The sequence below is a fragment of the Parafrankia sp. BMG5.11 genome (assembly GCF_004337455.1).
Genome location: NZ_SJXI01000021.1, coordinates 112,034 through 130,137 on the forward strand (window position 1 = coordinate 112,034; position 18,104 = coordinate 130,137).

General features: G+C 73.1%; 17 protein-coding genes. 8 read left to right on the forward strand and 9 right to left on the reverse strand.

Features of this window, described 5'->3' with window-relative positions:
* Nucleotides 1-57: 57 nt before the first annotated feature.
* A complete protein-coding gene (locus E0504_RS16800) occupies nt 58-1,509 on the reverse strand; it encodes a cell wall metabolism sensor histidine kinase WalK (RefSeq protein WP_112106943.1) in 1,452 nt (483 codons plus the stop codon).
* Between the two features lie 332 nt (nt 1,510-1,841).
* Here E0504_RS16800 and phoU point away from each other — a divergent pair, with 332 nt between their 5' ends.
* Entirely contained in the window at nt 1,842-2,486 is a 645-nt protein-coding gene (phoU, locus tag E0504_RS16805; protein ID WP_020463569.1) for a phosphate signaling complex protein PhoU, read from the forward strand.
* 159 nt (nt 2,487-2,645) lie between these two features.
* On the opposite strand, the gene E0504_RS16810 is transcribed toward phoU, so the two are convergent.
* On the reverse strand, nt 2,646-3,383 hold the full coding sequence (locus tag E0504_RS16810) for a phosphoglyceromutase (protein WP_071066489.1): 738 nt from the start codon (nt 3,381-3,383) through the stop codon (nt 2,646-2,648).
* Between the two features lie 403 nt (nt 3,384-3,786).
* Between E0504_RS16810 and E0504_RS16815 the strand changes: the two genes are divergently transcribed.
* Both E0504_RS16815 and E0504_RS16820 read left to right on the forward strand, forming a co-directional pair.
* Nucleotides 3,787-4,221, forward strand: coding sequence for a Fur family transcriptional regulator (locus E0504_RS16815; RefSeq protein WP_071066490.1), 435 nt, complete (start codon nt 3,787-3,789; stop codon nt 4,219-4,221).
* Between the two features lie 7 nt (nt 4,222-4,228).
* A complete protein-coding gene (locus E0504_RS16820) occupies nt 4,229-5,467 on the forward strand; it encodes a folate-binding protein YgfZ (RefSeq protein ID WP_112106942.1) in 1,239 nt (412 codons plus the stop codon).
* A 77-nt stretch (nt 5,468-5,544) separates the two neighbouring features.
* Here E0504_RS16820 and E0504_RS16825 read toward each other — a convergent pair whose 3' ends face one another.
* From E0504_RS16825 to E0504_RS16845, 5 genes are all read right to left on the reverse strand, one after another.
* Nucleotides 5,545-6,894, reverse strand: a complete 1,350-nt coding sequence (locus tag E0504_RS16825) for a transcriptional regulator (RefSeq protein WP_071066492.1) — start codon at nt 6,892-6,894, stop codon at nt 5,545-5,547.
* Between the two features lie 528 nt (nt 6,895-7,422).
* Nucleotides 7,423-8,613 (reverse strand): ABC transporter ATP-binding protein, encoded by a 1,191-nt coding sequence (locus E0504_RS16830; protein WP_112106947.1) that lies wholly within the window; start codon nt 8,611-8,613, stop codon nt 7,423-7,425.
* Nucleotides 8,614-8,624: 11 nt separating this feature from the next.
* Complete coding sequence (locus tag E0504_RS16835) at nt 8,625-9,980, reverse strand: extracellular solute-binding protein (protein ID WP_112106941.1); 1,356 nt, start codon at nt 9,978-9,980, stop codon at nt 8,625-8,627.
* A 35-nt stretch (nt 9,981-10,015) separates the two neighbouring features.
* Nucleotides 10,016-10,939, reverse strand: a complete 924-nt coding sequence (locus tag E0504_RS16840) for a carbohydrate ABC transporter permease (RefSeq protein ID WP_071066494.1) — start codon at nt 10,937-10,939, stop codon at nt 10,016-10,018.
* Nucleotides 10,936-11,880 (reverse strand): carbohydrate ABC transporter permease, encoded by a 945-nt coding sequence (locus E0504_RS16845; RefSeq protein WP_131625077.1) that lies wholly within the window; start codon nt 11,878-11,880, stop codon nt 10,936-10,938. Before E0504_RS16845 ends, E0504_RS16840 begins: the two co-directional genes overlap by 4 nt.
* A gap of 338 nt (nt 11,881-12,218) precedes the next feature.
* Between E0504_RS16845 and E0504_RS16850 the strand changes: the two genes are divergently transcribed.
* From E0504_RS16850 to E0504_RS16865, 4 genes are all read left to right on the forward strand, one after another.
* Nucleotides 12,219-13,562, forward strand: coding sequence for a DUF349 domain-containing protein (locus tag E0504_RS16850; protein WP_243657529.1), 1,344 nt, complete (start codon nt 12,219-12,221; stop codon nt 13,560-13,562).
* Between the two features lie 114 nt (nt 13,563-13,676).
* Nucleotides 13,677-14,468: a helix-turn-helix domain-containing protein gene (locus tag E0504_RS53480; protein ID WP_112106938.1), complete on the forward strand. Its 792-nt coding sequence runs from the start codon at nt 13,677-13,679 to the stop codon at nt 14,466-14,468.
* 41 nt (nt 14,469-14,509) lie between these two features.
* Entirely contained in the window at nt 14,510-14,980 is a 471-nt protein-coding gene (locus E0504_RS16860) for a hypothetical protein (protein WP_112106937.1), read from the forward strand.
* A 97-nt stretch (nt 14,981-15,077) separates the two neighbouring features.
* Complete coding sequence (locus tag E0504_RS16865) at nt 15,078-16,031, forward strand: aldo/keto reductase (protein ID WP_112106936.1); 954 nt, start codon at nt 15,078-15,080, stop codon at nt 16,029-16,031.
* Between the two features lie 69 nt (nt 16,032-16,100).
* Here E0504_RS16865 and E0504_RS16870 read toward each other — a convergent pair whose 3' ends face one another.
* Nucleotides 16,101-16,598: a DUF1269 domain-containing protein gene (locus E0504_RS16870; protein WP_165938533.1), complete on the reverse strand. Its 498-nt coding sequence runs from the start codon at nt 16,596-16,598 to the stop codon at nt 16,101-16,103.
* A gap of 84 nt (nt 16,599-16,682) precedes the next feature.
* Here E0504_RS16870 and E0504_RS16875 point away from each other — a divergent pair, with 84 nt between their 5' ends.
* Nucleotides 16,683-17,207, forward strand: coding sequence for an O-acetyl-ADP-ribose deacetylase (locus tag E0504_RS16875; RefSeq protein WP_112106935.1), 525 nt, complete (start codon nt 16,683-16,685; stop codon nt 17,205-17,207).
* A 6-nt stretch (nt 17,208-17,213) separates the two neighbouring features.
* Here E0504_RS16875 and E0504_RS16880 read toward each other — a convergent pair whose 3' ends face one another.
* Entirely contained in the window at nt 17,214-18,059 is an 846-nt protein-coding gene (locus tag E0504_RS16880; protein ID WP_112106934.1) for a class I SAM-dependent methyltransferase, read from the reverse strand.
* Nucleotides 18,060-18,104 lie beyond the last annotated feature (45 nt).

The window sequence follows — 18,104 nt, forward strand, 5'->3', positions numbered from 1 at the left end:
GCCGGTGCCGGGAACAGGGGCCACCGCTGAAAAGCCGGTTGGAATACCGGCTCCGGATCATGCTCCGGGGCCGCCGTGGCCGGTTCCGGAGGAATTCTCGGACGCGACCGGAGCGGCCGCCGCCGGCCGGGTGCGACCAGCTGATTCGTGCACAGTTTCCGCCAGGACCGGGCCCCGCGACGCGGAATCGGCGAGATCGGGTGCATCGACTGGCGGCCGCAACGGAACGACACCGCTCGGCCGCGACGGAGCCGCGCCACCAGGCTCGACCGTGCCGCCGGGCTCGACCGTGCCGCCGGATCTCGCCGCGGGGCCGGCCTTCGCCACCCCGCCGGACTTCCCCGCACGGCCTGTTTCGGAGCGGCCCGCTCCGGACCCGGTCGCCTTGGGATCGTCGGTACCGGAGGGCAGGCGCAGCGTGAACGTCGAGCCCCGACCCTCCGCGCTCCACACGCTCACCGAACCGCCGTGGTTGGTCGCGATGTGCTTCACGATAGCCAGGCCGAGACCAGTTCCCCCGGTCGCCCGGGAACGCGCCGGGTCGGCGCGGTAGAAACGCTCGAAGACCCGTTCCAGGTCCTTCTCGGCGATGCCGATTCCCTCGTCCGCGACTGATATCTCTATCGTTCCGCCGACCTGGCGGACTCCCAGCACGACCCGTGTGCCGCGCGGCGAGTAGCTGATGGCGTTGTCCAGCAGGTTCGCCACGGCGGTGACCAGCTGGTTCTCGTCGCCGCGGACCCGCAGCCCGCCGGCGCCGATGACGGCGACCGAGATCTCCTGCGCCTGCGCGCTGAACCGGTTCCGGTCGACGGCCTCCGCGAGCACCACCGAGACCGGCACCGGGGCCAGGTCGGGCATCGGCTCGGCGCCCTGCAGCCGGGAGAGGTCGATGATCTCCTGGACCAGCCGGGCCAGCCGGGTGGACTCGTGCGTCATCCGCGACGCGAAACGGCGCACGGCCACCGGGTCCTCGCTGGCCTCGCTGACCGCCTCCGCGAGCACGTGCAGCGCCCCGACGGGCGTCTTGAGCTCGTGGCTGACGTTGGCGACGAAATCGCGCCGGACGGCCTCGACCCGCCGCGAGTCGGTGATGTCGTCGAGCAGGACCGAGACGTACCCGCTGTCACCGAGCGGTCGTGCGTATGCCCAGACGGCCAGCGCGGTCTGGTCCGGACGGGCCCTGGTCAGCGGTGGCTCGGGCACCGGCGGCAGGTCCAGTTGACGGTTGCGCTCGGCCGCTGCGGCCCGGCAGGCCTTCACCAGATCCGCCACCTCGCCCACGCTGAGCTCGTCACCGTCGACGACACCCATCCGGCGGGCGGCGGAGTTGACCAGTACGACCACGTCCTCGGCGTTCACCACCACCAGCCCGGAGGGCAGGCCGGCGATCACCTGTCGGACGAGGTGGGCGGGCAGCGCGTGCGGACCGGTGGCGGCCGCCGCCGCGCCGCGGGGGCCGGTGTTCGTCGCACCGCCCCGATCAGCCGAGTCAGGCCGCCGTGCCATCGCCGCGTCCCCTCCACGATGCCGCGACCCGACCGTCGAGGGCACCCGTACCGGCCCTGCAGAGCCAACCCTGACGAAACGCGACGTGACCGGTTGTCATGTCATCGTCCGACCTGTCCCCCACGTGCCGAATGTTAGGCGCCACCAGGTCGTCCGCGCCTTGGCTCGCAATGGTTCACGGCCGATGGTCGCCAGGTGTTCATCCGGCCTATCGTCGATGTTCACCCGACGGCGACGGCTGCGCATCATCGTCTGACGTCAACCCCCGAGGACCACCGAACGACTGTGATCGAATGGTGCTCCGAGCCTCCCCTAGCTGTAAGGAGCCGTCTGTGCGGGACGTCTTCCAGGAAGAACTGGAAAGCATCAACCAATCGCTGATCGAGATGACCAGCATGGTCGCGTCGGCGATGGCACGGGCCACCACCTCGCTCCTGGACGCCGATCTTCAGCTCGCCGAGAACGTGATCAGCGCGGACGAGACCGTCGACCTGCTCCGCAACGAGATCGAGGAGCGGGCCTTCGATGTGATGGCCCGGCAGGCCCCGGTCGCGACCGACCTGCGGATGATGGTGACCACGCTGCGTATCGTCGCCGACCTGGAGCGGATGGGCGACCTCGCCCTGCACGTGGCCAAGGTCGCCCGGCGCCGCTACCCCGGGCGGGCGGTCCCGCCCGAGCTGCACGCCACGATGCTGCAGATGGGCCAGGTCGCGCAGCGCATCGTCGCCAAGGCCGGCTCGGTGATCGCCAGCCGGGACGCCGAGCTCGCCAAGGAGCTGGAGGCCGACGACGACGCGATGGACGGGCTGCACCGTGCCCTGTTCCACGTGCTGATCGAGAAGCCGTGGACCCACGGCATGGAGGCCGCCATCGACATCACCCTGTGCGGCCGCTACTACGAGCGCTATGCCGACCACGCCGTGTCGGTCGCCCGCCGGGTGATCTACCTGGTCACCGGCGAGAAGGCGGGCTGACGACCCGCCCGCCCCGGCTTCTCGCCGCCCGCCCCGCGCCTTCGACGACCCGCCCTCGCGCTCGGCCCCCGCGCTCGGCTGCCAGCTCCCAGCCTTCGGCCACCCGCCCGCACCGCCCGGTGTCCCGCCGCGCCGCGGCCCGTGCCGCCCGCCTGGCGACTACTTCTTCTTGCCCTGAGCCGCGACGGCCGCGGCGGCGGTCTCCGCCGCGGCCGGGTCGAGATAGCCCGAGTCCAGCACCTTGAGATCGTCGTCCAGCTCGTAGCGCAGCGGGATGCCGGTCGGGATGTTCAGGTTCGCGATGTCGGTGTCGGAGATCCCGTCGAGGTGCTTGACCAGCGCCCGCAGCGAGTTCCCGTGCGCCGTGACGAGCACCGTCGCGCCGGAGCGCAGGTCCGGGACGATCGAGTCATACCAGTAGGGCAGCATCCGGACAACGACGTCGCGCAGGCATTCGGTGAGCGGGATCACATCGGGAGCGAGGTCGGCGTACCGCTCGTCGACGCCGCTCGGCTGGCTCGGCTCGATGGGCGGCGGCGGCGTGTCGTAGGAGCGGCGCCAGAGCAGGAACTGCTCGTCGCCGAACTTCGCCAGGGTCTCCGCCTTGTTCAGCCCCTGCAGGCCGCCGTAGTGCCGCTCGTTGAGGCGCCAACTGCGGCGCACCGGCACCCAGGTGCGCCCGGCCGCGTCCAGGGCCAGCCACGCGGTGCGGATGGCCCTGGTGAGCAGCGAGGTGTGCACCACGTCGGGCAGGACCCCCGCCTCCTGGAGCAGCTCCCCGCCGCGCGTGGCCTCCTTGAGGCCCTTCTCGGACAGATCGACGTCCACCCAGCCGGTGAACAGGTTTTCACGGTTCCACGTGCTCTCGCCGTGGCGGAGCAGGACGAGCGTCGGCATAGGTGAATCCTGCCCGCTCGGCCCGGTGCTCGGCCAGTGTCCTCCGCTGGTCCCGTGCACCGCCGGAAACGCAGCGACCCCCGGGTGCTCCGCCCCGCATAGGGCGGGACGGGCCGTCGGGACTAACGACGGCACCCGGGGGTCGGGTGTCTGCCTGGTACTCGCCGGTGCCGGTGCCCGAGGGCCACCCGGCAGGGGGTGAGGACCACGAGACCGGCTAGCGGACAGTCACCTCACGAGTCCTATGTGCATACAAAGCCTGGACCACCTCCCTTCTCGTGTACAGGGAACGCTACGCGCCAGCCGACCGCCGTCGCAAACGGTTTTTTCCACTGGTGCTCCGCGAGGAGCAGGGTGTGGTCCGCCCCGCCGGGATCCGCGCGGCGGGGCCTAGACTTTCTCCATGGCGGCCGAGGTCGACGACTGGCACACACGGCTACGTGCGCGTGGGTACCGCCTGACGCCGCAGCGCCAACTGGTGCTGGAGGCCGTCGCCAGGCTGGGCCACGCCACCCCGGAGGCGATCGTCCACGAGGTCCGGCAGACAGCCAGCGGCGTGAACATCTCCACCGTCTACCGCACCCTCGACCTCCTCGAGGAGCTCGACCTCGTCTCGCACGCGCACCTCTCACACGGCGCGCCGACCTACCACGTCACCGGGGTCGACCCGCACGTGCACCTGGTCTGCGGCGCCTGCGGGGCCATCCTGGAGATCTCGCCCGAGCGGCTCGCGGGCATCGTCGGCGAGCTGCGCGCGGAGCTGGGCTTCACCGTCGACATGGAGCACCTCACACTGGCGGGCCGGTGCGCGGAGTGCACAGCGGCCGGAAGGCGTTAGACCTGGCATGAGCACCGACACGCAGGCCCTCCGGCCGGCCCCGGCCCCGTCTCCGCTGCTCGCGCGGCCCGGAGCGGTCGCGGCCCCCGAGCCGGACGCGACGGTCGCGGCCCACTACGGCGATCCGCTGCGCGAGCAGCGCCGGGCAGTCACCACCGCGGTGCTGGTCGACCGCTCCAACCGCGGCGTGCTGCGCGTCACCGGTCCGGAGCGGCTCACCTGGCTGCACAGTCTGACCTCGCAGCACCTGTCGCAGCTGGCCCCGGGGCGAGGCACCGAGGCACTGGTGCTCTCCCCGCACGGCCACATCGAGCACCATCTGGTGCTCGCCGACGACGGCACCGCCACCTGGATCGACGTCGAGCCCGGGAGCGCGCCGCGGCTGCTGTCCTTCCTGGAGTCGATGCGGTTCATGCTCCGGGTCGAGCCGGCTGACGCCACGGCCGAGACGGCCGTCCTGTCGCTGCTCGGCCCGAACGCGGATGACGTCGCCCGGGCCGTGCTCGGGCCGTCGGCCGTCCCCGGCGAGGCAGGCGGCGGTCCTGCCGCGGGCACTGCCGCCGCGGGCTCCCCCACCGCGGCCGGTGCCGTGACCACCGGCCCGTACCCGGTCACCCGTGCGGCGGCCGCGACCGACCCGACCGCCACCGGCGCGGCCGTGGGCGGCCTGGCCCCCCTGATCCGCCGGATGCCCTACGGGCTGGACCTGCTGGTCGCACGCGCGGATCTCGCCACGATCGCCGACCAGCTGGTGGGCGCCGGAGCCACCCCGGCCGGCCTGAGTGCGTTCGAGGCGCTGCGGATCGCCGCGCGCCGGCCGCGCCTGGGCCGGGAGACCGACCACCGCACCATCCCGCACGAGGTGGGCTGGCTGCCGGCCGCCGTACACCTGGACAAGGGGTGCTACCGCGGCCAGGAGACCGTCGCCCGGGTGCACAACCTGGGTCGCCCGCCTCGGCGCATGGTGCTGCTGCACCTGGACGGCGCCGTCGCGGCTCCGGGTACCCCGGTCACCGCGGGCGGTCGCGCGGTCGGCTTCGTCGGGGCGTCCGAGATGCATCACGAGCTGGGCCCGATCGCGCTGGCCGTGGTGAAGCGCTCGCTTCCGGCGGACGCGGTGCTCGTCGTCACCGACCCCGACGGCGCCCAGGTGGCGGCGACGATCGACCCCGAGGCCGGCCCGGAGCAGCCGACCCGTCCCGCGGGGCGCCTGCTGCACCCGCACACCGGAGACACCGGAGGCTGACCGGCGGCGGAGGCTGACCGGCGGCCACCGCCCGCCTGTCCGGCGGCCGCCGGGATGACCGGCGGGCCGCCGGTCACTCAGGCCGTGCGGGCCAGTATCTGGTCGAGCTCACGCGCGGCCGGGTCCGCCGAGTGCCGGCGCAGCCGCCGCCGGACCTCGTCGGCACGCCGGCTGTTCCGCTTCGACCGGGTCGCCTCCAGCATCGGCAGGGCCTCCTTCGCCAGCGAGCACCCACCGTCGAGGTTGCCCAGGTCAATCTGGACGGCGGCCCGCCGCAACAGGTAGGTCGCGCGGTCCCGGGTGCGCTCGTGCGGGTGGATGGCCAGCGAGCCCTCGAGCCAGCGATCGGCGTGCACGAGGTGGCCGAGGTCGATGTAGCAGCTGCCGACCTGCGCCTGGTACTCGGCGTCGTCGAAGTAGGCCGACCAGGCCGGGTCCTCCGCGCGTGCCTCGACGAACGCCGCCTCGGCGCAGGCCAGCGCCTGGGCGCAGGCGCTGGCCTCGCCCAGCGCGGCGTGCGCGCGGGCCCGGCGCATCTGCAGCATCGCCGCGACCCGGCCGGTCGCCCGCCGCGCGCTGGCGACCGCGGCCTCCGCCAGGTCGACCGCCTCACGCGGCCGGGCGAAGTCCACGCACTGCAGCGACATGTTCTTCAGGACGTTCGCGCCGAGCATCCGGTCCCCCGCGGCGTGCGCGGCGTGCAGCGCGGTCACCCAGTACCGCTGCGCCGCGGTCTGGAAGCCGGCGTCGAAGGAGACCCAGCCGGCGAACCGGGCGAGCTCGGCCGCGACCAGGTGCAGGTGCCGGCCGATCGCCTCGGTGTAGGAGCCGCGGGCGAGCAGGTCGGCGACCACGCCGAGCTCGGCGTCCACCAGCCGCCGCACGCTCTCCCCGCCGAGACGCTCGTCCATCACCCGCAGGCCGGGGATGTTGTGCTCGATCCGGTTGACGATCTGCTCGTCCACCTGGCCGCCGGCGAGCGCGGCCTGCAGCCGGGCCGGCTCCAGGCCGAGCCACTCCGACGACAGCGACGCGACACCGGGCCCGGTGATGGTCAGGAAGCCGCGGCGGTCGGTCAGCGCGTCCTCGACGACGTCCATGAGCGAGGTGACGCTGCCCGAGGCCGTCCACGGGTACTCCGTGCGCACGGCGTCACCGGTCGGCAGCCAGGACGGCCACGGGTGGGACTCCAGCCGGTCGGTCGGGACCCCGAGCTCGGCGGCGAGCGCCAGCTGGGAGACACGGTCGGGCACGACCCCGCGGTGCTCCCAGCGCCAGACCTTCTGCCGCTCGGCGGCCATGTTCGCGACCCCGAGATCTCGGGCCCGACGCGCGACGACGCGTGCCAGCCGTTGGTAGGACCACCCACGCTGAGCGCGGACGAAGGCGAGGGGATGGGTGCAGGCGTGGGCATTGTCCGTCAGCATCGACGTCTCTCCTCTAGTCGCTGACACAGTCGCTTGCGTGACCAGCTAGCAACGCTATGTCGCGACATCTTCGTGTCCCAGGGCGATGGAGAGTGCGTTGTGAGCGAAGAGGTAACGCACGGACCACTTCAGCGACGCAATTGCACGGTTCGCTCGCCAAAGCGCGTGCGACGATGCCCGCATCGTCCCGTAGGCGCCAGATGCGGCACAGGGCCGGACAAGTCCACCCGCACTCCGCCCGCCTCGCGGACGGGCACTCGCGCCCGAGGCCGGCCGAGGCGGCCCCGCCGCCGGCACCCGCGCGAGGGCTGCCGGCCGGGGCCACGGGGATGATCCGCTTTAGACACAGGTCGGAGCACAGCCGCCTTTGCCCCAGAATGAGCATCAGCCATCCGACAGGCGCCGGCCAGGGTCTAAGGTCCGAACTCTCCATGGTCCGGACTTGGGGGCCTCAGGACACCCACGAAACGACAAAGGACCTCCGGAGGAACACTCCGGAGGTCCTGAGGTGCAGGTCAGCGGTGGTGGTCAGGACGGCTGGCGCGCCGGGGGGATCGGCAGCGACCGGCCGTCCGGGCCGAAACAGAGCAGTGCCGAGGCCGGCGCGGTCACCGTGACCGGCTCGTCGGGCGCGACCCGCACCTGGGCCGCCACCCGCACCCCGAGCGTTCCGGCCGCCGATCGCACATAGACGGTGCGCTCCGCACCGAGCCGCTCGGCGACAACGACGTGCCCCTTCACCCGGAACCCGTCACCCACGCCCGTCCCGGCGGCCGTGCCGACACCGACACCGGCGCGGGCGCCGATCCCGCCGCCGGACGGCGAGCGGGTGCCGGACGCGGCCGCGGCGGAGTCGCCGAGCCTCAGGTGCTCGGGCCGCACCCCGACGGCGACCGCGGCGGCGGGTGCCGGCGCGGAGAAGCCCGGTCCGCGCAGGATGCCGTCCGCCCAGGTGCCCTCGAAGACATTCATCGGCGGGCTGCCGACGAACGTCGCGACGAACCGGGTGGCCGGCAGGTCGTAGATCTCGTCCGGGGTGCCGATCTGCTCGACGGCGCCCCGGTTCATCACCGCCACCCGGTCGCCCACCGCCATCGCCTCGGCCTGGTCGTGGGTGACGAACACGGCGGTGGTGCCCAGTTGGCGCAGCAGGCCGACGATCTCCACCCGCAGCTCCACCCGCAGCTTCGCGTCCAGCCCGGACATCGGCTCGTCCAGCAGGACGACGCGGGCCCGGGTGGCCAGCGCGCGCCCGATCGCCACCCGCTGGCGCTGCCCGCCCGACATCTGGGCGGGGCGCCGCCGGGCGAGGTCGGCGATGCCGAGCATCCGCAGCGTCTCGGCGGCGCGCTCCCGGGCCGCCGCCTTGGACATCCCGCGCCCGTAGCGCAGGGCCAGCACGAGATTGTCCGTCGCGGACAGGTGCGGGTAGAGGGCGAAGTGCTGGAAGACCATCGAGACGTCACGCCGGTGCGGCGGGACGCCGAGCTGGCTGTCGCCGTCGAAACGCAGGTCACCCGAGGTCGGCGCGTCCAGCCCGGCGAGGATGCGCAGCAGCGTCGACTTGCCCGACCCGGACGGGCCGAGCAGGGCGACGATCTCACCGGCCTCGATCGCCAGGTCGACCCCGGCGAGGGCGTGCACGGAGCCGAAGTCCCGGCCGATGCCCACCGCCTCGATCCGGGCCCCCGAGGTGGCGGTGACCGGGCTCGCCGGCACCGGGTTCGCCGTCACCGGGTCAGGGTCTCGGCCTCGGCCTGCGCCGCGGCGAGGGTCTTGTCGACGTCCGCCCCGGTCATGATGCGCACGACCTGGTCGGACAGGGCCGGCGGGAGCTCCCCGCCGCGCGCGCCGCCCCACGACGGCGGCGCGACCAGCGACGGGATGAGGTCGTTGAACGGCAGCAGCTGCGGGTACTGGCGGTAGAACGGCTCCAGCCGGGTCAGCGCCTCGGTGTCCACGGGCAGGTAGCTCAGCGACTCGGTGCTCGCCGCCACGACGTCGGGGGCCAGCAGCGACACGACCAGCTCGGTAGCCATCTCCTTCTGGCACTGGTCGGTGGACAGCACGGTCAGCGCGTTGCCGCCCGCGACCGGCGCCTGCTTTCCGCCCGGCAGCGTCGGGAACGGCACCGCGCCGGCCCGGAAGCCCTGCGCCCCCTGGTCCTGGATGAACTTCAGGCCGCCCGCGAGGGCCGCGACCGTCACCATCGTCATCGCGGTCTGCTTGCGGATACCGAACCGCAGCAGGCCCTGGTTGGTCGGGTCGTCGGACTGCGGCCCGTACGTCCCGACCTTCGCCAGGAACCGGGCGGCCTCGAGCGCCTGCGGGCTGTTCAGCCGCGGCCGGCCCGCCTCGTCCTGGATCGGCGCGCCCTTCGAGCTGGCGAGGGTGTTCAGCGCCCACTGCCCGAACTGCTGACCGGTCGGGATGTCGATCGGCTGGACGTCCTGCCCGGACGCCTTGATCTTGTCGGCCGCGGCGATCACACCGTCCGTGGTGGTCAGCGTCTTCGGGTCGACCCCGGCCTTCTCGAGGATGTCGAGGTTGTAGACCAGCGTCAGCGTCGAGACCTGCTGGGGGATGCCGACCTGGCGGCCGCCGACCTGGCCGAGCGGGACCATCCGCTGGTCGTAGGAGGCCCGCAGCAGCCGCGGGGAGAGTTCCTGCGCGCCGAGCTGGTCGGCGAAGACCGGCAGCACGTCGAAGCCGGCGACCGCGACGTCGACCTGCTGGTGGGCTGAGCGGTCCGCGCTGAGCTGCTGCACCAGCGCCACATAGTTGGGCGCGGTGGCGACGATCTCGACCGTGAGGCCGGGATGCGTCTTCTCCATGTACGCCTTGCCGGACTTCGCCACGTCGTTCAGGTTCCCCACGGCGTACATCCGCAGCGTCTTCACCTGGGCGGCGCACTGCGGGGACGCCTTCGCGCCCTCGACGTCGTCCACGCCGGCGGCCGCGGTGCGCGCGGTCGGGCGCAGGCCCTCCCCCGGGCTGGCCGGCGTCGAGCCGCCTCCGCCACAGGCCGCCAGCGGGAACAGCGCCGCCACCACGGCGAGCGGCACCGCGCGTCGGAATCGGGTCACGGATCTTCCTCTCGGGAGGCTCGCCCGTTCGGCGGTCACGCCGCGAGCCCGGTTCCGGTGATGCCGGCCGTCAACCGGCGCTGGGCGACAACGAACACGACGAGGGTGGGCAGGCTGATGATCAGCGAGCCCGCGGCGAGCTGGGTGAAGTCGGGGAACGCGGAAGTTCTGGTGGCGAGCCCGGCGAGCGCGAGCGGGGGTGTCGCGATGTCGGGCGAGCGGGCGACGAGCAGCGGCCACAGGTACTCGTTGAACGAGAGCAGGAAGCTGAAGACGCTGACCGTGGCGATCGCGGGCATGCTCAGCGGGACGACGACGGTGCGCAGGGTGCGCAGCGTCCCCAGGCCGTCCATCCGCGCGGCCTCGAGCACCGACACCGGGATCGTCGACATGTACTGACGGAGCAGGAAGATCGCGGCGGCCTGCGTCATGAACGGCAGCACCAGGCCCACCCGGGTGTCGGCGAACCCGAGCGCCGAGATCGTGACGTAGTTCGGCACGGCGGTCACCTGCGGCGGGACGAGCAGGGTGGCCAGCACGACGCCGAACAGCAGCCCGCGCCCCCGGAAGGGCACCCAGGCGAACGCGTACGCCGCCGGGATCCCGGTGAGCAGTTGCAGCGCCAGGACGGCGAGGCTCACGCCGATCCCGGTCAGCAGCGCGGGGCCTAGATCACCCGCCTGCCAGGCGTTCTCGAACGCCCCGAAGCCCACCGAGGACGGGATCGGGTTCGCCGAGAGCCGCAGGGCGTTCTGCGGCGGGCCGACCGCGGTGCGCAGCATCCAGACGAACGGGAGGAGCGCGGCGGTGATACCGACCGCGAGGAACCCGAACCGGCCCGCCGCCGACAGCGACGACCAGAACGGCACGGCGCGCCGCCCGGCGCCTGCCGAACGCTTCGAACCGGGCGCCCGGCCGGCACCGGCGCGGTGCCGCGGGCTCGCCGCCTCGCTGGTCATGACCGGCCTCCTTCGGCGACGGGATCCTCGGCGCCCATGCCGTCGAGCTGCCTGGCCATCCGGACGCGCCGGCCCAGCAGCGCTCCCGCCGCGCCGACGAGCACCACCGCGACCAGCAGCAACAGGGCGATCATGGATGCGTAGCCGATCCGGAACGAACCCGTGAAACCGACCTTGTAGATGTAGTAGATGATCGTCGTGCTGGAGTCCAGGGGCCCGCCCTCGGTGAGCACCGCGACCGTCTCGAACGTCTGCAACGTCAGGACGGTGACGAACACCCCCAGGAACACCGTCGTCGGGGCCAGCAGCGGCAGCGTGACGTGGCGCAGCCGGGCGAGCCCGCGGACGCCGTCCACGTCGGCCGCCTCGTACACCGAGCGCGGAATCGCGGTCAGGCCGGCCAGATAGACCACGAAGACGAAACTGGTCAGCCGCCAGCCACCGACCAGCGCGACGACCGGGAGAGCGGTGGCGCGGTCACCGAGCCAGTTCACCGGATCGATGCCGACGAATCCGACGAGAGTGTTGGCCAGCCCGTCGGGGCTGCTGTCGAAGATGTACTGGAAGACCACAGCCATCGCCACGATGTTCGCACTCGCCGGCAGGAACAACGCGAATCGGACGGCCGCCCGGCCGCGGGTCACCCGTTCGGCCGCGAGCGCCAGCAACAGGCCGAACAGAACGGACGGAATGACCGTCAACAGGCAGTAGACCAGCGTGTTGCGGACGGCCTGGCCGAGATCGGGGTCCGCCAGTGCCTCGCGCAGGTTCGCCGTCCCCACCCAGTGGAAGTCCGGGCCGGTGAGGTTCTTGTCGGTGCCGGCGACGAAGGCCGACACGATCGCCGGGCCGATGACGAACACACACAGCCCGACAAAGGCGGGCGTCAACAGCGCGGCCGCCCGCCAGCCGTCCCGCCCGGCTCTGGTCCCCTGCGCCACGGTTACGCATCTTGGCCCGACGGCGACCGGTCCGCACACACCGGGGGGCGGGAAAAGATGAACGCCCGACGTCTTTTACGGCCAGCGCCTGATGACACACCGAACAGAGCCGCGCCATGGTGACGACGCTCGCGCCGCGCGGCCACACCGCCAGGCACCCGCGACAGCGACATCCTGGTCGTATCCCGGTGACGTCCCCGGCGGCGTCCCGGCGGCGTCCCGGCGGCCGACGCGCACCGACACGCCCGGGGGCGACACCGGTTGCGGGCAGGTTCGGCGAACCTCCTTCTTCATTCGATAGCCGCCAGCGGTCCCCTTCCGGCCGGATGCCTGCAACAATGACAGGCATCTTGATGTCGATCTTCGGGAACGCGATGAGTGACCGCAGCGACGGCGACCGCGATGACAGCGGACGCCACGGCACCGGACCTGGTGGGCCCGCCCACCACCATGACGGGGACGGACCTTCCGGCGGGCGGGACGAACTCGGCGACGACTGGGGCCGGGTGGATGCCGACGGCACCGTGTACCTGCGCACCGCCGACGGCGAGCGCGCGGTCGGCTCGTGGCGCGCGGGCAGCCCTGAGGAGGGCCTGGCCCACTTCCGCCGCCGCTACGACGACCTCCTCGCCGAGGTGGTGTTGCTGGAGCGGCGGCTGACGGTGAGTGGCGTCGACCCCGGCGGCATCGCCGGCAGCGCCCGCCGGCTGCGGGAGGGGCTGGCCCAGGCCTCGGTCGTCGGCGACGTCGACGCCCTGGCCGCGCGGCTCGACGCCGTCCTGGCGGCCACGGACACCCGCCGCACGGAGCTCGCCGCCGAGCGGGCCCGCCGGGTCGCCGCCGCGGTCACCGCCAAGGAGGAGCTGGTCACCGAGGCCGAACAGCTCGCCCGCAGCTCCGAGTGGAAGGTGACGAGCGAGCGTTTCCGGACCATCGGCGACGATTTCCGCGCGATCACCGGTGTCGACAAGCGGACCGACTCGGCGCTGTGGCGGCGGATCGCCGCGGCCCGCGACGAGTTCACCCGCCGCCGCACCTCGCACTTCGCCGCGCTCGACACCCAGCGCACGCGCTCACGCGAGCGCAAGGAGGCGATCATCGCCGAGGCCGCCGCGCTGTCGGACTCGACGGACTGGGGCCCGACGACCGCGCGGTACCGCGCGCTGATGGTCGAGTGGAAGGCGGCCGGCCGGGCCGCCAAGGACGTCGACGACGAGCTGTGGGCCCGGTTCCGGGCCGCGCAGGACGGCTTCTTCAGCCGGCGCAACGCCGTGAACGCCGAGCGCGACGCGGAGCAGATCGCCAACCAGGCCCGCAAGGAGGAGCTGCTCGTCGAGGCCGCCGCGCTCGATCCCGTCGACGTCGAGCGGTCGCTGCGCCGGTACCGCGAGATCCAGGAGCGCTGGGACGCGATCGGCCGGGTGCCCCGCGAGGCGGTCGGCAGCCTGGAACGCCAGCTCAACGCCATCGGGGACAAGCTGCGCGATGCCTCCGACGCCCGTTGGGACCGTCGCGACATCGCCGAGTCCCCGTTCCTGACGAAGCTGCGCGAGTCGGTGGCGAAGCTCGAGGCGAAGCTGGAGCGCGCCCGCGCCGCCGGCCGGGCCCGCGAGATCACCGAGACCGAGAACGCCCTCGCGACCCAGCGCGCCTGGCTGGCGCAGGCCGAGAAGGGAAGCTGACCGCGGTGCGCCGAATGGCCCAACTGCGCTAACTGCCCGCTTGCCACAGCTAGCATCAGCCCGTATCGTCGACCTCCTCTTGACCGGTTGTTCCTGTGGAGGTCGACGACGGCGGTGGCGGCTATCCATGTGCGGGATGTCGGCGACTTCATCCGCGAGCAGCGGCGCGGCGCGCAGATCTCACTGCGCCAGCTCGCCCGCCAGGCGGGGGTGAGCAATCCCTACCTCAGCCAGATCGAGCGCGGCCTGCGCCGGCCCTCGGCCGAGATCCTGCAGCAGATCGCGAAGGCCCTGCGCATCTCGGCGGAGGTCCTCTACGTGCAGGCCGGCATCCTCGAGGAACGCGAGGGCGGCGAGGACCTGCTGGCCGCCGTCCACGCCGACGAGACGCTGACCGAACGCCAGAAGCAGGTCATCGTCGACATCTACGACGCGTTCCGCCGGGAGAACGCGCTCGCCGGGCTGACCCCCGGCGCGCGGGGCCCGGCCGCGGCAGAGGCCGGCGACACCGAAGCCGACGTCGAGGCCGGCACCGCGACCGACGCTCTGACCGACACCGAGCCCGGCTCCGCGGCACCCGCGCCGCGCTCGGCGGCATCCCCGTCGGGCACGGACCGCGCGGCCTCTGCCGCCGAGCATGGCGAGACCACCCCGGGCGGGAAAGCCCCGGGCGAGGCCGGGCCGGGGCCCGCCGGGCGGACCAGGCCCGCGACGACCCGGCGCAAGACCGCCGCCACGGCGGGCGAGCCGACGTCCACGACGCGGCGCGCGGCGACCCGCAAGGCGGGGGACGGCCGGCGAGGCCCGCGTAGCAGCAGTACGAGGAGCGCCCCGGTGGCACCGGAGGACGGTGCCGGCGAGGCCACCACGAGCCGGACCCCGCCCGCGGGGCCGTCAAACACCTGACCCAACACCATCACAACCAGCGGAGATCGCTAGGAGATCACATGGCTACCGCCCGCACCGGCACGAAGACGAAGAGCGACACGCCCGCGGCAACCTCCGATGTTCGCAAGCCCCTGTACGCGTCGGTCGGCGCCGCCGATCTCGCGGTCGAGAAGCTCCGGACGCTTCCCACGGCCTACGGGACAGAGGTCCGGCGCATCTCGGACCGGGTCAGCCAGATCCCGGCCCAGGCGGCCAAGGTGCCCGTCCAGGTCGGCTCGGCCGTCCTCGCGCTTCCGGTGACCGTCGGGTCGCAGATTTCCGACCTGCAGGGCCGGGCGACCCAGCTCTACAACTCCTTCGCCAGCCGGGGCGAGAAGCGCGTCGCCGGCATCCGGCGCAGCCCCGCGACGGAGGAGGCGGTGAAGCAGACGAAGACGGCCGTCAGCCAGACGCGGGCCGCGCGCACCTCCACCCGCCGGGCGGCCACCGCCACGGGCCGCGCCGTCAGCGACGCCGCGACACCGAACTGAAAACAGCAGAACAAAAAATCAACACCACAGCTGCGCGCACCACGAACCCCAGACCCTGATTGCTGACGGTTCGTGGTGCGCGTGTTGTATTAAGGGCATGCGTTATCGCCCCCTGGGATCTTCGGGCCTGATGGTCTCCGTCGTCGGGCTGGGATGCAACAACTTCGGGTCCAGGGTCGACCTGACCGGTACGCGTGCCGTCGTCGAGGCCGCCCTTGACTCCGGGATCAACTTCTTCGACACCGCCGACACCTACGGGAACAAGGGCGGCTCGGAGACCCTGCTGGGGCACGTGCTCCGGGGCCGGCGCGACGACGTCGTCCTCGCCACCAAGGTCGGCAACGACATGGGCGGCATGTACGGCCAGGACTTCAACGCACGCGCCTCCCGCCGCTACATCCGCAAGGCGGTCGAGGGGTCGCTGAGCCGGCTGCAGACCGACTACATCGACCTGTACCAGCTCCACAACCTGGACGCCTTCACTCCCATCGAGGAGACGCTGGAGGCGCTCGGCGAGCTCGTCCAGGAGGGCAAGGTCCGCTACGTCGGGTCGTGCAACCTGGACGCCTGGCAGGTGTCCGACGCCGAGTGGACGGCACGGGCGTCCGGCACCACCCGGTTCATCTCGGCCCAGAACCACTACAACCTGCTCGTCCGGGACGTCGAGGCCGAGCTGGTGCCGGCCGCCCTCAAGTACGGGATCGGGGTCATCCCCTACTTCCCGTTGGAGAACGGCGTCCTGAGCGGCAAGTACCTGCGCGACGAGGCGCCGCCGGCCGGCACCCGGATGGCGGGCCGTCAGGACGAGCTCACCGACGACCTGTTCGATCGGGTGGAGACCCTGGAGACCTTCGCCAGGGAGCGGGACCGCTCCCTGCTGGACGTGGCGATCGGCGGCCTCGCCGCCCAGCCCGCGGTCGCCTCCGTGATCGCCGGTGCGACGAGCGCGGCGCAGGTCCGGGCGAACGCCGCGGCCGGCCAGTGGCAGCCCCGAGCGGACGACCTCGCCGTCCTCGACAAGATCGCTCCCACCCGCCGCCCGGGGGCCTGACACCTCGGGCCCGCTCGACGGCCCGGATCGGGAGCCTGACTCCTCAGCCGGGCTCGGAGCCCTGGCGCCTCAGGCCGGGCTCGACTGAAAGCGCAGGGCGCGGGCCAGGGCCTCCTCCCGCTCCCGGGGCAGCGAGGTTTTGATCACCATCGGATGGTGCTCGCGCAGCGCCGCGATCGCCGCCGGCCGGGACTCGCGGACCAGCGCGAACACCGCCGCACGGCCGGGCTGCAGATGGCCGGCGATGCGCCGGATCATGCCAGTGTCCATCGCCTGGGCCATCAGGAGCCGGCCAGCGAGCGCCCCACCGCCGGCGCCGATCGCCAGGCCCACGACCGGGGCCAGGAAGACGGCACCGACGGTGGCCCCGCACGCCGCGCCGCCCACCGCCGCTGATCTGATCCGCCGTGCCCCGTGCCGCACGTGCACCGCACCGCTGTCCTCGCGCCACGCGACCGCCCGGTCAGCCAGGTCGACCAGCCCCTGCCGGGACAGCCGCCGACCCAGCTCCCAGACCTGCTCGGCCTGGCGCCTGCTGTCGAACCCGAGTACGACCAACTCCGCCACGCCTCCATCGCATCGCAGGCCGTTGACGTCTGGCAAACGGACATTCCCGCGAGGGGCCCACTCTGGTCTCGGTACTGTGTCCGCATGGTCACGGTGAGGCTAGTTCAGGGCGACATCACCACCCAGGCCGTGGACGCGATCGTCAACGCCGCCAAATCGTCGCTGCTCGGGGGCGGCGGCGTCGACGGGGCGGTCCACGCCGCCGGCGGACCCGACATCCTGGCCGCCTGCCGCCGTCTTCGGGCCGGTGCCCTGCCCGGCGGGCTACCCGTCGGCGAGGCCGTCGCGACCACCGCCGGCCGGCTCGCCGCGAAGCACGTCATCCACACCGTCGGGCCGGTCCACACCCCCCACGAGGACCGGTCCCACCTGCTCCGGTCGTGCTACGCGCGTTCCCTGGCCGTCGCGGACGAGATCGAGGCCCGGACCCTCGCGCTGCCCGCGGTGAGCGCGGGGGCCTACGGCTGGCCGGCCCGCGACGCCGCCGACATCGCCGTGACCACCGTGCTCACCACCCCCAGCTCGGTCACCGAGGCCCGCTTCGTCCTGTTCGACCAGGCCATGCTGCGGATCTTCACCGAAGCCCTCGAGAACGCCACGACCGGCTGAAGCGCCTCAGGACGTCCGCGGCGGGCGGGGTGGCCAGGCGACGGTGAGCTCGCCGAGGCGCCACCGGCGCGGGCCGTCCAGCACCGACCAGCCGTCCCGCCGCAGCAGCTCGACGGCGCCGATCCAGCGCTGACGTGGCCCGAACGGACCACGCGGAGCCGCCCGCTCCCAGGCCAGATCCAACGCCGTGAGCAGGTCATGGACGTCCTCACCGGGCACGTTGCGCGCGATCAGCGCCTTCGGCAGCCGCGGCGCCAGGTCGGACGGGCGGGCCAGACTCGGCAGGTGCGCCGACAGGGTCAGCGTCCGGGGCACCCCGCCGGGCGGGACCGCGAACCAGCACGCCCGCCGGCCGATCTCGTCGCAGGTCCCCTCGACCAGCAGCCCGCCGTCCTGCAGCCGACCGGCCATCGCCGCCCACGCCGCGCCGACCGCCTCCTCGTCGTACTGGCGCAGCACGTTCATCGCCCGCACCACCACCGGGCGCAGTCCGGCGAGCTCGAAGCCGCCGCGCGCGAACGCCAGCCCCGGCGGACGGGCCGCCGGCGCCGCCGCGGCCACCCGCCCCTGGTCCAGCTCGAGCCCGACCACCCGCAGGTGGGGCCGCACCGGCCGCAGCCGGTCGTACATCTCGACGGTGGTGACCGGCGACGACCCGAACCCGAGGTCGACCACGAGCGGGTCCTCGGCGGCGCGCAACGCCGACCAGGCCGCCGAGGTCAGCCACCGGTCGACGCGGCGCAGCCGGTTCGGCGCCGTCGTGCCCCGGGTGGGCAGTCCGAGCGCCCGCGCCCGCCCCGCCGCCAGCCTCGGCGGCCGCCGCGCGACTGTCACACCCCTCACACCCCCCATCGGAGAACTCGACCACGAAGCACGCTGTTGTACACGGTCGCCGTC

Excerpts from the sequence above, each read along its gene's own strand:
- E0504_RS16875 (WP_112106935.1), top strand. The coding sequence starts at position 16,683 with ATGGTCACGGTGAGGCTAGTTCAGGGCGACATCACCACCCAGGCCGTG.
- E0504_RS16810 (WP_071066489.1), bottom strand. The coding sequence starts at position 3,383 with ATGCCGACGCTCGTCCTGCTCCGCCACGGCGAGAGCACGTGGAACCGT.
- E0504_RS16800 (WP_112106943.1), bottom strand. The coding sequence starts at position 1,509 with ATGGCACGGCGGCCTGACTCGGCTGATCGGGGCGGTGCGACGAACACC.
- E0504_RS16840 (WP_071066494.1), bottom strand. The coding sequence starts at position 10,939 with ATGACCAGCGAGGCGGCGAGCCCGCGGCACCGCGCCGGTGCCGGCCGG.
- E0504_RS16815 (WP_071066490.1), top strand. The coding sequence starts at position 3,787 with ATGGCGGCCGAGGTCGACGACTGGCACACACGGCTACGTGCGCGTGGG.
- E0504_RS16860 (WP_112106937.1), top strand. The coding sequence starts at position 14,510 with ATGGCTACCGCCCGCACCGGCACGAAGACGAAGAGCGACACGCCCGCG.
- E0504_RS16865 (WP_112106936.1), top strand. The coding sequence starts at position 15,078 with ATGCGTTATCGCCCCCTGGGATCTTCGGGCCTGATGGTCTCCGTCGTC.
- E0504_RS16850 (WP_243657529.1), top strand. The coding sequence starts at position 12,219 with ATGACAGGCATCTTGATGTCGATCTTCGGGAACGCGATGAGTGACCGC.
- E0504_RS16820 (WP_112106942.1), top strand. The coding sequence starts at position 4,229 with ATGAGCACCGACACGCAGGCCCTCCGGCCGGCCCCGGCCCCGTCTCCG.
- E0504_RS16825 (WP_071066492.1), bottom strand. The coding sequence starts at position 6,894 with ATGCTGACGGACAATGCCCACGCCTGCACCCATCCCCTCGCCTTCGTC.
- E0504_RS16880 (WP_112106934.1), bottom strand. The coding sequence starts at position 18,059 with ATGGGGGGTGTGAGGGGTGTGACAGTCGCGCGGCGGCCGCCGAGGCTG.